We start from the raw sequence: 13134 nt of genomic DNA on the forward strand, positions 1-13134 counted from the left end.
GAGGGATACAGCATGGCGGCCATCGGCGGAGACTTTGGTGCCTGGGTAAACGGAAGTGAGCAAGGGCTTCAGCTCAAGAAGAAGAAGCGCTTTGTTCGGCTCGTTTTCGTTTTCTTGATCATTTTGATGGGCTGGTCTTATTGGGCTTTGCTTGATGAAGTCTCTAACGGGACAGGCAAAGTGGTGCCGACTTCACAAGAACAGGTCATTCAATCGTTGGAAGGCGGTGTTGTCGCCAAACTGATGGTACGACAGGATGATGTCGTGGAGCCGGGACAGATTTTGGCACAACTCGATCCAACGGTTACGGAATCGAGCGTACAGGAAAGCGCTGCGAAATATCGCGCGGCATTGGCAAGCTCTGCTCGTCTAAACGCCGAAGTCAGCCAAACAGAGTTACAGTTTTCGCCGGAGCTTGATGCATTTCCGATGTTGGTCGGTGCGGAGACACGGCTTTTTGAAGCGCGTAAACGCAGTTTGCAAGAGTCGCTTGAATGGATCGCCGAATCCAAGAAGCTCGTGCAGGATGAACTCAACATCAGCCAGTCACTGAGCAAAATGGGTGCGGCCAGCAATGTCGAAGTGATCCGTCTGAAACGGCAGCTGGTCGAGCTTCAGCTCAAGGAAACGGAAATCAAATCCGACTATATCGTGCAGGCGCGAGAGGAACTGGCGAAGGCAAATGCCGAGGTGGAATCGCTCTCCTCCGTCATTCGTGGGCGATCCGATGCACTCGCTCGCCTGACCTTGCGTTCGCCTGTGCGTGGTATCGTCAAGAATATAGAAGTGTCGACAATCGGTGGCGTCGTACCTCCTAACGGCAAGCTGATGATTATCGTGCCGCTCGATGAGCAGTTGCTGATTGAAACCCGTATTTCACCGAGGGATATTGCTTATATCCACCCTGATCAGAGGGCGACCGTTAAAATTACCGCTTATGATTATGCGATTTATGGCGGTCTCGAAGGCAAGGTTGTCAGTATCTCTGCAGACACGATCCAGGACGAGGCAAAGCCTGAAAATTACTATTATCGTGTCTTCATCAAGACAGAGAAAGATGCGCTTCTGAACAAGCACGAAGAACGCTTTCCCATCGTTCCTGGTATGGTTGCAACAGTCGATATTCACACGGGCAGCAAGACAGTCTTCGATTATTTGATCAAGCCACTGAACAGGGCAAGCGAAGCGCTGCGCGAACGTTAGGTGCTGAGGCGGTGCGATGTGGAGAATGGTTTGCGAAAGTCACCGGTTCAGAGGTAGTTGGGTTCTTTCGTTGGGGCTGCTGCTGAGTATTGTCGGCATTGGTGCTGCCAGAGCTGAGCTGCTACAGTGGAGCTTGAAACCCGATTTTGCGACCTGCCAGAAAACAGACGATGCTGTCTGGGTTGAATATGCCGGGGGACAGGATTGCATCCGTTTCTTCTCCGGCGGCACCATTAAGAATGCGCCTATTGCGCTGGTTCTTTTGCGGGGGGACACTGAGGGCTGGGTGAAGCGCAAGCCAGCAGATATTCCCGATAATACGGTGGAAGCACAGAAAGGCCGCGCGGAACGAACGGCGCAGGTGACTGGTGTCCCTGTAATCGTACTGGCGCGGCCTGGAACCTTCGGTTCAAGTGGCAACCACTTGCGGCGACGACAGGCCGCCGAGTTCATGGCGCTGAATTCTGCGTTAGATGCAATTAAACAGCGATATGGCATCAAGCAGTTTGTGCTGATGGGGCATAGCGGCGGTGCAACTGCGGCTGCCGCCTTGCTGACGCTTGGGCGAGGCGATGTTTCCTGTGCGGTGCTGACTTCGGGGGCATTCGGTCTTCTGGAGCGTGCGCAGATGTTGCGTGCCGAGTCTGGACTGAAGCAACGGCCGGGGCGTGACACGACTGGACTGCCAGCGCCCTATGATCCAATGGAACATATCAGCGGAATCGCACGAAATCCGCGGTTGAATATCATTGTGATTGGAAATCCGAGAGATCGGGTTACGCCGTTTTTATTGCAGCGCCGCTTTGTCGAACTGTTGAATGGAAATGGATATTCGGCACAGCTTATGATTTACGCCGCATTTCCACCGAGATATCACGATCTGCGCGAAAATATTGGTCTGAGACAAGCAGCGTCCTGCGCAAAGCAGTTGCAGCTTTAAGATTATCAGCCTGATTTTTTGGGAAAGAAGTTGCTTCACAGTGAAGTGATGGTAGCGGAGGACGGATTCGAACCGCCGACACAAGGATTATGATTCCTCTGCTCTAACCTACTGAGCTACTCCGCCACACATTGCAGTGAAACAGTTTTCAGCGCCGTCTCCAGCGTTTAACGAACCGTTTTCATGCAAGGAATGGCGGCGGTATATGTGGGGAATGAAACCCTGTCAAGCACTCTTCGCATAGCTTTCGTCTTGTTTTCCATGATTTGCGTAGATAAGTAACTAGCGGAAAGCAAAGGCTTAGTTTTATGGCACCTCGTATTGCGGTTTTGGGTTGTGGCTATTGGGGCGGCAACCATATTCGTACCCTGAAGAGCCTCGGCGTGCTTCAGGGTGTTTCAGACGCCAATCCACAGAACGCGGAAAGATTCGCTTCTGAGTTCGGCGTTCCCAATATTCCCGTCGATGAACTCTTCACGCGTCCCGACATTGACGGCATCGTTTTGGCGCTGCCAGCGCAGTTTCATGCGCAGTATGCTATTGAAGCGGTGAAGAACGGCAAAGACGTTCTGGTTGAAAAGCCGATCGCGCTTGAAGTGGCGGATGCAGAAGCCGAAGTCGAAGCTGCACGCGCCAATGGCCGCGTCTTCATGGTCGGTCATATCCTTCGTTTTCATCCAGCGTTTGAAAAACTGCTCGATATGGTGAAAAGCGGCGAACTTGGCGATATCCGCTATGTGCATTCGCACCGCGTCGGTTTCGGCAAGTTCCACGACAAGTTCGATGCGCTTTGGGATCTTGCCCCTCACGATCTTTCAATGATCCTCGCCATCACCGGTGAAGAACCGTCAGCGGTCCGCGGCGAGGGCGCTGCAATCATCGATAAGATCAGCGATTTTGCGCATGTGCATCTTGAATTCCCGAGCGGTATTCGTGGTCATCTTTTTGCATCCAGACTGAACTCATATCGCGAGCGCCGTTTGAGTGTGACTGGAACCAAGGGTATGCTGGTTTTTGACGATGCTGAACCGTGGGATCGCAAGCTCGCCTTCTACAAGCACGAAGTATGGCGCGAGAATGATCAGTGGGCTTTCAAATCGGTCGATCCGGTATATATCCCCGTTGAAGAAGGGATGCCGCTGACACGCGAATTGCAGCACTTCCTGCATTGCATCGAAACGCGCGAAACGCCGCGTACCGATGGGCGGGAGGCAATCAGCGTCTTGCGCATTCTGACTGAAGGTTCGGTCAATCATTCCAGCTAATCCGCTTTTGACGGAAGCTTCTGTCAAGCGGTGTTACGGAGTTAGCAAAACTTTGAACGCTCCACCCATGGCAGGGCGGGGCGTGAAGGAATAAACAGGTTGCCGTGGATTCGCTTTTGATAGGGCGAACCAGATAAATTGGAGCCAACATGCAGTTCATTGATCTTGGGGCGCAGCGCGCGCGTATCGAAGACCGTCTTAATGCCGCCGTTTCCAAGGTTGTTGCGGAAGGCCGTTACATTTTGGGCCCTGAAGTGGCTGAGTTCGAAAAGAAGCTTGGTGAATATCTGGGCGTGGAACATGTCATTGCTTGCGCCAATGGCACCGACGCCTTGCAGATGCCTTTGATGGCGCGCGGCATTGGCCCTGGCCATGCCGTTTTCGTTCCGTCCTTTACGTTCGCGGCAACCGCCGAAGTGGTTGCGCTTGTTGGTGCGGAGCCGGTTTTCGTCGATGTCGATGCCGACACCTACAACCTGAATATCGAACAGCTGGAAGCCGCTATTGCAGCCATCCGCAAGGAAGGCCGCCTCGAGCCAAAGGCAATCATCCCTGTTGATCTGTTCGGCCTAGCTGCCGATTACAACCGTATTAGCGCAGTTGCTGATCGTGAAGGTCTGTTCGTTATTGAAGACGCGGCGCAGTCAATTGGCGGCAAGCGCGACAACGTCATGTGCGGCGCTTTTGGCCATGTCGGTGCGACGAGCTTTTATCCTGCCAAGCCGCTCGGCTGCTATGGCGATGGCGGTGCAATGTTCACCAATGACGCTGAACTGGCCGACACGCTGCGCTCCGTGCTGTTCCACGGCAAGGGCGAAACGCAGTATGACAATGTTCGCATTGGTCTCAACTCGCGTCTCGATACGATTCAGGCAGCTATTCTTCTGGAAAAGCTGGCGATCCTTGAAGATGAAATGGAAGCGCGTGATCGTATTGCCAAGCGTTACAATGAACTGCTCAAGGATGTGGTCAAGGTTCCGGGCTTGCCTGCTGGCAACCGTTCGGCCTGGGCGCAGTATTCGATTGAAAGCGAAAACCGCGATGGTCTGAAGGCGCATCTTCAGGCGGCGGGAGTTCCGTCGGTTATTTATTACGTGAAACCGCTGCATCTACAGACCGCTTACAAGCATTATCCAATCGCACCGGGTGGTCTGCCTGTTTCCGAGGCGCTACCTGCACGCATTCTGAGCTTGCCGATGCATCCGTATCTTTCGGAAGAAGATCAGGACAAGATTATTGGCGCTATCCGTGGTTTCCACGGCAAATAAGCTGAAAAATTATTGATTAGAAAAACCCGGCGAAAGTCGGGTTTTTTATTTTTGCCGCTTGGCAATACGGGAAGCGACGAATCGCGCAATTGCCGGGCCCGCCAGCAGAACGATGAAAAAGCGGCTGGTTTGCATGGCGATGATGAACGGTAGATCGACATTACTTGATGCTGCAATGATGGCGACAGTGTCCGCGCCGCCAGGGCTGGTGGCCAGATAAGCGGTGAGGGGATCAAGCCCCAGCACATGGCCAAGTGTCATGCCAAACAGACCGCAGACCGCGATCAGAATAAGGGCTGAAGCCAGCACTGCCGGGAAGGCGCGCGCTGCGTGAGCAATGATTGCGCGTGTGAAGCCAAGGCCAATCCGCCAGCCGATGAAGATGTAGCTTGCGGCCAGCAACCACGGCGGCAGATCAATGGTCATCAGACCTGTATCCTGCAATAATGCGCCAAGTGCGAGCGGTACGAGCATCGCTCCCGTTGGAATGCGCGATAATTCACCCAGAAAGGCCCCGCAGACGATCAAGGCGAGGGTAGGGCCAAGAGTGTGCCAGTTAATCACTGGAAACCACTCCACGGCCGCTGGGGTGACTGTTTCGACGTCAGCGGTGAACATCACTACAAGTGAAGCGGTGGTTGCGACCAATACCACACGCAAATATTGCATAAAGGCGATGAGGCGCGCGTCAGATCCAAAGGATTCAGCCATCAGGACGATTGCGGTGGCAGCGCCGGGCGAGGCACCCCATACGGCGGTTGTGCCGGGCAAAACGCGGAAGCGTGCCAGAAGATAACCAATCGTTGTGCTGGCCAGCAACGTGAAGCCGGTTGAAAACAGTATGATTGGCAGATGCTGCCCCATATTGCTGAAGAACTCAGCGGTCATGGCGCGCGCGATCAGCAGACCGACGATTGCCTGCGCCAGCAGCGAGAAACTTTTATGAACCCGGATCGTGCTTTCATGGGTGGCAAGAATGATCGCACCAAGCATTGCGCCTAAAAGAAGGGCGGCTGGCAGACCCAGCATCTCTCCGATGAAGATAAGAAATGCAGATATGATCAGCATTGCGCCCCATTGAACAGGTTTGGGCGCCTTGCCGAAATTGAATTTACTGGGGACTTTTTCCGGTCCTGATGAGACGAGTTTCTGCATTGCGCTTCTTCCCTACAACCGTGTGTGGGACAAAGGCAAACCAAGATTTGGGGTCGTTGTCTAAAAAGTTGCGCCCCTCTGACGGGCAGCATTACGAATATTACTAAAGTACGGCGTAGAGCGCTGAATGATCGGCACTCCAAGCCCATTGTTTCAATAACTCGTTCACCGGCGCGCAATTTCGCGCCGGTCAAACGATGCTTTAGCCGATCATAGCGCGGCGCTGATTGACCGGGCGCTCGACGATTTCACGAGGCGCTTTGCCACCGTCACGTTCTTCGAGTGCTTCCGCCTTTGACAGTTCGGTTTCCGCATAGACCAGTTCGGCTTCAGCAGCTTCTTTCTGAGACATCAAATCGCGAATCGATCCAAACAGGTTGTCGCGTCGCTGGCGCGCTGCCTTTGCGAAGGTCGGATAGGCGAAATGATTGATGTCAGTGATGCCTGCCTTCTTTTCCTCGGATAGAATCTGGGCGTCGAGTTCTCCCGCCATACGTTCGAACTCGCCAATCATCAGGTCGAGCTGGCCCAGCTGACGGCGTTTTTCCTTCACCTGGAACAGTTTAAGCCTGACGAGGCTTTCACGTGGCTTCATTACGCAATACTCCTTGAACACCAACCAGCTTTATTAAAGCGTGTTTCGATCCGATTTTTATCAGACCGGCGCTCTAACTTTTTGTTTCACACGCATTGTCCGAAAACCGTTTCACGTTTTTCGGGATGCGCTCCTACCGTTGGGGCGTTCCCCCCGACTTTATTAACAGGCATATATGCGGGCGATTTTCCTGCAATATACCGCGAAATCCGTTGCAATGCCTTGCTTTTCAGGGCCTCGGCTTTGCCGCCAATCATAAGAACAGTCTTCATAAGCGAAACAAAAAGTTAAGATTTTGCGCTTTTGGTAACCATTCCTTTACCGGCAACGTTAATCATACGCGTTAGGAATTAAGGCTCGGTAAATCTTGTGTGGTTTTTGGGTAACAGGTGAAACATAGAGTCGAATGAATCACTTAAGGGAACTTCTTAATGTGATTCATAAGAGTCGATCGAATTGAATAATTGCATATGATTCAGTCGGATAAGAGTTTTTTCTAAACAGGATAGAATTATGCTTGCCAACAGGAATCATATTTTGTTAACCATTTGCAGGCACCTTCATGCTATGGCAACGACAGTTCCGTGTGCTGCCGTGAGGGATATCTGGTCAGCGGCGGAAAGGGGATAAGATATGCGCGTCCTTTTAATTGAAGACGACAGTGCTATCGCACAGAGCATTGAGTTGATGCTGAAGTCCGAGAGCTTCAATGTCTACACCACCGATCTGGGTGAAGAAGGCATCGATCTCGGCAAGCTTTATGATTACGACATCATCTTGCTGGACCTGAACTTGCCGGATATGTCCGGTTACGAAGTTCTGCGTACCTTGCGCCTTTCGAAGGTTAAGACGCCAATCCTGATCCTTTCCGGTATGGCCGGCATTGAGGATAAGGTTCGCGGCCTTGGTTTTGGCGCAGATGACTATATGACGAAGCCGTTCCACAAGGATGAGTTGATCGCTCGCATTCATGCGATCGTCCGCCGTTCGAAGGGCCACGCTCAGTCGGTCATCACAACTGGCGATCTGGTTGTCAATCTTGATGCCAAGACGGTTGAAGTTGGCGGTCAGCGCGTTCACCTGACCGGCAAAGAGTATCAGATGCTTGAGCTTCTTTCCCTGCGTAAGGGCACGACGCTTACCAAGGAAATGTTCCTCAACCACCTTTATGGCGGTATGGACGAGCCTGAGCTGAAGATTATCGACGTGTTTATCTGCAAGCTGCGCAAGAAGCTCGATGCCGTTTCCGGCAGCCAGAGCTACATCGAAACCGTGTGGGGCCGTGGTTATGTGCTGCGCGAGCCAGATGGCAGCGAACTGCGTGAAAGCGCATAAGCGTCTTAGAGCGCGTGCGCCTTCTTGGGCGCGCACAACAGGACGCTGTAGATAGTGAAATGACAAAAAGCTCCGCTTCGGCGGAGCTTTTTCTTTTGAATATTGGAAAAATAAAAGTCGCAGGTTTTATCTTGCGCCTTTTGTGTTCGATCAGAATGGAATTATTCAGCGGCGAAAACGATGTCTTCTGCAGTCGCGTGAATAGAAATCTTCATGCCAGCTTCTTCAGCGAGCAGCAGCGTATAATAGGGCTGCACGGAATGTGCATCGATCGGCTCTTCTGGTTCAGCGCCTGAATGCAATTCCAGAAATTTTGGTGGTACGCGCAGCATACGACCCTTGGCGGTAATGACAAAGCGTGGATCGGCGTCGCCATTTTCCAGCCGTACAGCTAGCGAGCCGCCACGCGGAATGGCTGCATTGCTGATAAGCAGCAGGTTGAGCAGCAACTTGACTTTGTTCTTGGGCAGCAGAACGCGTGTACCTTCCCAGGTCAGTTCCGGCTTTTCATTGGCAAAATATTGTGTGGCAACATGCTGTGCATCGCCGGTATCAATTTGCACGCCTGCAGAACCAGCTGCACCAAAAGCGATGCGAGCAAACTGAAGGCGGGCAGAGGCATTGCGCGCGCTCGATTTGATAAGCGCCATTGCGTCTTCGTCCGCACCACCTTCTTCAAGCAGTTCGAGACCATTATTGATCGCGCCAACCGGCGAGATGATGTCATGACAGATCCTGCTGCACAGAAGCGCACCGAGATCGAGTGCGGAAAGGGTAACGGGCAATGGCATGGTGATTTCTCCAGGCACGAACCGACCCTGAAAATCGACATTCAAGCCGAATGACGGGCCGCTATCAGTTGGTGAGCGTAAATCCTGACGAATCATCATCAGGAACCTTGAGAATCTGGATACACGCGACATTGGGTTGCCGCAACAAAGCTGTTTTTTGCCGCCATTCTAAAGCCAATTTCAGAGCATAAAGATTTAGACAATAAATTCGCGGTTAGAATAAGCGCGATTCGGCAAAGCGTTCGCAAGAGACGTAGTAGCTAGGCTTTTAACAGGGCCGTCAGGCAGAGAAGCTGGTAGGCAAAAGGAATTATAAATGGCCATACCGTCCCTGTCGCAGATCAGGTTCCGCAACGCGGCGTATTTTGTAGCGTTTTTTGCGGCGTTTCTGATCTCCATTATCGTCGTGCCGCACAAAGCGCAGGCACAGAGCAGCAACACATACACGGCCGAGGAAGTTGTTGAATCCGGACACCGGTTCTTTGGATCTACGTCCGGCGGAATCGCCAGTGCCGTCGAAAAAGCTTTTCAGAGCTTTGGCCTTCCGAATGGATATATTCTAGGTGAAGAAGGTTCTGGTGCCTTCATAGGCGGTCTCACATATGGTGAAGGCACGCTCTATACAAAGAATGCTGGCGACCATCGCACATTCTGGCAGGGCCCTTCGCTGGGTTGGGATTTTGGTGGCCAAGGCTCACGCGTGATGATGCTCGTCTATAACCTTGACGACGTCCAGAGCCTCTACGGTCGTTATGCCGGCGTTGCAGGCTCAGCTTATGTGATCGCGGGTGCTGGTTTTAACGTGCTTAAGCGTCAGAATATTATGCTGTTGCCCATCCGCACGGGCGTTGGCGCAAGATTGGGTGTCAATATCGGCTATCTCAAGCTTTCAGCTGCACCGACCTGGAACCCATTCTGATACATATTGCGTGGCGTAAGTCGCGCAGCTAGCATCGGAAGTGCCGATCTACGAATAATAGCCAGCCATTGTCGTTTGGCTGGTCCTTTTTTCTCTTTGTGACAAAGCCGTGATCCAGTCTGCGCTCATTTTCATTCTCGGCGTTCTCGTGGCGGTTTTCGTCGTGGTTCTGCTTGGCCCCTCGGTTTGGCGACGTGCGTTTTTTCTGGCGCGGCGGCAGGTGCACGCCGAACTTCCGGTAACGCTTGCGGAAATCCGAGCGGATCGCGATGGATTACGTGCCGAACATGCGGTGGCTTTCAGCAAACTTGAACAGAAACTCAAGCAGGAACGTGGACAATCGTCCGAGCAGCTGATCCAACTTGGCAAGCAGCATGACGAACTCAAACGCTTCGCGTCCCTTGAGAGTGACATTTCCCAGCTCAGACAGACTTTGTCTGAGCGCGAAAGGGTCGTCGAGGAGACGATTATCGAACGTGATAATGCATCGGAAAAGGCAGAAATTGTCGAAGCCGAAGTGGAGCGCCTTCAGAAACACCTTTCATCTCTGCAAGATCTGGCCGATACGCTTCGTATTGAAATAAGTGCCAAGGAGGCCGAACACGGTCGTCTGGCAAATGAGATGAGCGAGATGCGTCGGGAACGCAAAGATGCATCTGTGCGCTATAACGAGGTTTCGACGCAATTGACCGCAGCACAAACTGAACTGAAGAGCGAACGGCGCCGGAACACCGAGCTGCAGCAAAGATTGGATAAGCTGATTTCTGATTTTTCCGATGCGCAGGAGAAACTGGAGCGTTATACGCGTAATGGCTCCAGCTCTATTGTGGGGGGTGAGCAGTCCGCGGAGATTTCAAAGGAAAATGCCGCACTCCGCGAGGAGATGGCGGCTCTAGCGGCCCGGATGGTTGCAGCAACTGCGGAAAAAGAAGGCGAAGATTCGCCCATCGACGCTCTCGTGAATGCAAGCGGATCAGAAGGTGGAAATGAGGGCAACACGACTCGCCCTAAAAGTCTTGCCAGCCGCATTCGCGATTTACGCTAAAGCTTGAAAACGGGAGCTGCGAGTTAAAACTGCTCGCTCCCTATTCTGCTTTGATAACATCGGCCCAATCGGCATGCCGTTTCACCTGTGCCTGCATGAAGCTGCAGCGTGGAATGATCTTCCAGCCGGTTTTGCGAGCATCTTCGACGGCGTTCAATGCCAATGCCTGTGCCACACCTTTACCGCGCATCGAATCGGGTACGAAGGTGTGATCAATGGAAATCAGAGCGGGACCCAGCGTTGTGTAGGTCATCTCTGCTTCATCACCATCAATGACGACAAAGTAACGTCCGCTATCAGCATCATCATTTTTCTTTATCTGGATGTTTTCGCTCATCGGCGAACTCCTTCACAAGGCTTGGCTCCTCTCTTCATATAGGCAGTACTGGCCAAAGAAAAACCCCGGCCGATTGACCCGGCCGGGGCTTAATTTGCGTATCTGCTGTTTCCGAAGAACCGGCAGAATCTTAGTGTCTATACTGCTGGATACGTGTGGTCCTTAGACCGGCGAGACCATGCTCATCGATCGAGGACTGCCAGCCCAGAAATTCCTCCACCGTCAACGTATAACGCTGGCATGCCTCCTCAAGGCTGAGAAGGCCGCCGCGTACAGCGGCGACAACTTCTGCCTTTCGGCGAATGACCCAGCGCCTCGTAGTGGCGGGGGGGAGGTCTGCGATGGTCAGCGGACTGCCATCTGGACCAATAACATATTTTATACGCGGTCTTGTCAGATCGGTCATTGTACTCTCTACACAACACTCAAGGACCTAATCGAGACCGAGACTAGCGCCACAGCTTTAAGAATTACCTAAACAGCCGGTAACTCTCTGGTAACACTTGCAAAAAAATGCCTTATTTAGAGAGAAAGTCATAAAAAAACCCGCTTATGCCGGTATTTTATTTTATGTCTCACGCGAAATTGTGACTGCAACGCTGCAAAATGCGCGTTGTTTTTGCTGCGACATCTTGGCAAGCACCCTTTGTGTGACCTATATAGGGCGCAAACCTAAACTTTGAGAAGCAGGGCATTTGCCCGGAAGCTGGAATCAATCATGAGCCTGAACAGCCTCGATCTGCCGGGAAAGCCGGAAGACACGCGCGTTGTCGTCGCCATGTCGGGCGGCGTCGATTCATCCGTTGTGGCGGGGATACTCAAACGTGAGGGCTATGATGTCGTTGGCGTGACGCTGCAGCTTTACGATCACGGTGCGGCGGTGCATCGCGCGGGTTCATGTTGCGCGGGCCAGGACATCGAAGATGCGCGTCGCGTTTCTGAAAGCCTCGGCATTCCGCATTATGTACTGGATTATGAAGCGCGCTTCCGTGAAGCGGTTATCGATCCATTTGCAAATTCCTATGTGAGTGGTGAAACGCCGATTCCGTGTGTTTCGTGCAATCAGACCGTCAAGTTTGCTGATCTTTTGCAGACTGCGCGCGAATTGGGTGCGGACGCTTTGGCAACCGGTCATTATATCCGCAGCAGCCAGAATGGCGACCATCGCGCGATGTTCCGTCCGGTCGATTCTGATCGTGATCAGAGCTATTTCCTCTTTGCCACCACGCAGGACCAGGTTGATTATCTGCGCTTCCCGCTTGGACATCTGCCGAAGGCGCAGGTCCGCGAAATTGCAGAAGAGATGGGGCTGACGGTTGCGAAGAAGCAGGATAGCCAGGACATTTGCTTCGTGCCGCAGGGCAAATATTCTGACATTATTTCCAAGCTGAAGCCTGAAGCAGCGACCCCTGGCGATATCGTACATATCGATGGCCGTGTTCTGGGGCGTCATGAAGGCATCGTGCATTATACCGTTGGTCAGCGCCGCGGTATCGGTGTTGCAACGGGTGAGCCACTTTATGTAGTGCATCTGGATGCCGCCAATACGCGCGTTATCGTTGGCCCACGTGAGGCACTGGAAACACACAAGGTGTTCCTGCGCGACGTGAACTGGCTAGGGGATGGTTCCCTTGATGCGCTGCCAGAAGGTGGTGTGGAGGTCTTCGCCAAGGTTCGTTCGACACGCCCGCCACGGCCTGCTGTGCTCCATCATGCTGATGGAAAGACATGGGTAGAGCTCGTTGACGGCGAAAGCGGCATTGCACCCGGACAGGCATGCGTTCTCTATTCTGATGACAGCAATACGGCGCGCGTGTTTGGCGGTGGGTTTATCGGGCGCTCAGAGCGCGAACCGCAGGCTGAAGAAATGCTTCGTCGTCTGGTTGCCAATGCGGCGAATGTATCAGCTGCCTGAGAGTAAAATATTACGAATATGAATATCAAAGCCTCCGACATCGTCGGAGGTTTTTTATTGGCTGATCCGTTTATTCAGCATCTACCATAACACAATTCAAACTATTTGAGGTCGCGGTTAGTCATATCGATCCGATATGTCTTATAGCGGTTCCAATTAAGACTGAATCGTTGGAACCGCAGTAACTATTTGTTTTTACGCATGTCTTTATCCCAAAACCGGGTCCCATTTTGGGAGACATGCTTTAGCTCCAAACCCAATTAAACATTTGATCAAATTACTTCTTCATGATTCACTCTCCTGATAACGGGAGTTTTGGAGCATGGCAGGAGAATTCTGGCTTGATGATCGGCAATGGGCAGTGAT

Annotated in this window: 13 protein-coding genes and 1 tRNA gene; 8 read left to right on the top strand and 6 right to left on the bottom strand. The window is 52.5% G+C overall.

Going from position 1 to position 13134, the window contains the following annotated elements; genetic code table 11:
• Positions 1–12: 12 nt before the first annotated feature.
• Both OIV19_RS19760 and OIV19_RS19765 read left to right on the top strand, forming a co-directional pair.
• Positions 13–1203 (top strand): HlyD family type I secretion periplasmic adaptor subunit, encoded by a 1191-nt coding sequence (locus OIV19_RS19760; protein WP_264233233.1) that lies wholly within the window; start codon positions 13–15, stop codon positions 1201–1203.
• Between the two features lie 70 nt (positions 1204–1273).
• Positions 1274–2143 (top strand): alpha/beta fold hydrolase, encoded by an 870-nt coding sequence (locus tag OIV19_RS19765; RefSeq protein WP_264233235.1) that lies wholly within the window; start codon positions 1274–1276, stop codon positions 2141–2143.
• Between the two features lie 49 nt (positions 2144–2192).
• Here the strand turns inward: OIV19_RS19765 and OIV19_RS19770 are convergent.
• A tRNA-Met gene (locus tag OIV19_RS19770) sits at positions 2193–2269 on the bottom strand.
• A 182-nt stretch (positions 2270–2451) separates the two neighbouring features.
• On the opposite strand from OIV19_RS19770, the gene OIV19_RS19775 reads away from it, so the two are divergent.
• Together OIV19_RS19775 and OIV19_RS19780 are read left to right on the top strand one after the other, a co-directional pair.
• Complete coding sequence (locus tag OIV19_RS19775) at positions 2452–3408, top strand: Gfo/Idh/MocA family protein (RefSeq protein WP_264233237.1); 957 nt, start codon at positions 2452–2454, stop codon at positions 3406–3408.
• Positions 3409–3557: 149 nt separating this feature from the next.
• Complete coding sequence (locus OIV19_RS19780; RefSeq protein ID WP_264233238.1) at positions 3558–4676, top strand: DegT/DnrJ/EryC1/StrS family aminotransferase; 1119 nt, start codon at positions 3558–3560, stop codon at positions 4674–4676.
• Positions 4677–4721: 45 nt separating this feature from the next.
• Here the strand turns inward: OIV19_RS19780 and OIV19_RS19785 are convergent, their stop codons facing one another.
• Positions 4722–5831, bottom strand: coding sequence for an AbrB family transcriptional regulator (locus OIV19_RS19785; protein ID WP_264233240.1), 1110 nt, complete (start codon positions 5829–5831; stop codon positions 4722–4724).
• A 202-nt stretch (positions 5832–6033) separates the two neighbouring features.
• Positions 6034–6426: a hypothetical protein gene (locus OIV19_RS19790; protein ID WP_024899365.1), complete on the bottom strand. Its 393-nt coding sequence runs from the start codon at positions 6424–6426 to the stop codon at positions 6034–6036.
• 633 nt (positions 6427–7059) lie between these two features.
• Here OIV19_RS19790 and ctrA point away from each other — a divergent pair.
• Complete coding sequence (gene ctrA / locus OIV19_RS19795) at positions 7060–7761, top strand: response regulator transcription factor CtrA (protein ID WP_094577785.1); 702 nt, start codon at positions 7060–7062, stop codon at positions 7759–7761.
• Positions 7762–7922: 161 nt separating this feature from the next.
• Here ctrA and chpT read toward each other — a convergent pair whose 3' ends face one another.
• Complete coding sequence (gene chpT, locus OIV19_RS19800; RefSeq protein ID WP_095447952.1) at positions 7923–8552, bottom strand: histidine phosphotransferase ChpT; 630 nt, start codon at positions 8550–8552, stop codon at positions 7923–7925.
• A 316-nt stretch (positions 8553–8868) separates the two neighbouring features.
• Between chpT and OIV19_RS19805 the strand changes: the two genes are divergently transcribed.
• Together OIV19_RS19805 and OIV19_RS19810 are read left to right on the top strand one after the other, a co-directional pair.
• Entirely contained in the window at positions 8869–9471 is a 603-nt protein-coding gene (locus OIV19_RS19805; protein ID WP_264233244.1) for an EipA family protein, read from the top strand.
• 133 nt (positions 9472–9604) lie between these two features.
• Positions 9605–10516 carry a coiled-coil domain-containing protein gene (locus OIV19_RS19810; RefSeq protein WP_264233253.1) on the top strand — a complete coding sequence of 304 codons (912 nt, stop codon included), beginning with the start codon at positions 9605–9607 and terminating at the stop codon, positions 10514–10516.
• 40 nt (positions 10517–10556) lie between these two features.
• On the opposite strand, the gene OIV19_RS19815 is transcribed toward OIV19_RS19810, so the two are convergent.
• Together OIV19_RS19815 and sciP are read right to left on the bottom strand one after the other, a co-directional pair.
• Positions 10557–10853 carry a GNAT family N-acetyltransferase gene (locus OIV19_RS19815; RefSeq protein ID WP_264233246.1) on the bottom strand — a complete coding sequence of 99 codons (297 nt, stop codon included), beginning with the start codon at positions 10851–10853 and terminating at the stop codon, positions 10557–10559.
• Between the two features lie 130 nt (positions 10854–10983).
• Positions 10984–11259: a CtrA inhibitor SciP gene (sciP, locus tag OIV19_RS19820; RefSeq protein ID WP_007876112.1), complete on the bottom strand. Its 276-nt coding sequence runs from the start codon at positions 11257–11259 to the stop codon at positions 10984–10986.
• Between the two features lie 312 nt (positions 11260–11571).
• Here sciP and mnmA point away from each other — a divergent pair, with 312 nt between their 5' ends.
• Positions 11572–12768, top strand: a complete 1197-nt coding sequence (gene mnmA / locus OIV19_RS19825) for a tRNA 2-thiouridine(34) synthase MnmA (RefSeq protein WP_191794042.1) — start codon at positions 11572–11574, stop codon at positions 12766–12768.
• Positions 12769–13134: the final 366 nt, after the last annotated feature.

The sequence above is a fragment of the Brucella sp. HL-2 genome, assembly GCF_025846885.2.
GTDB lineage: Bacteria > Pseudomonadota > Alphaproteobacteria > Rhizobiales > Rhizobiaceae > Brucella > Brucella quorumnocens.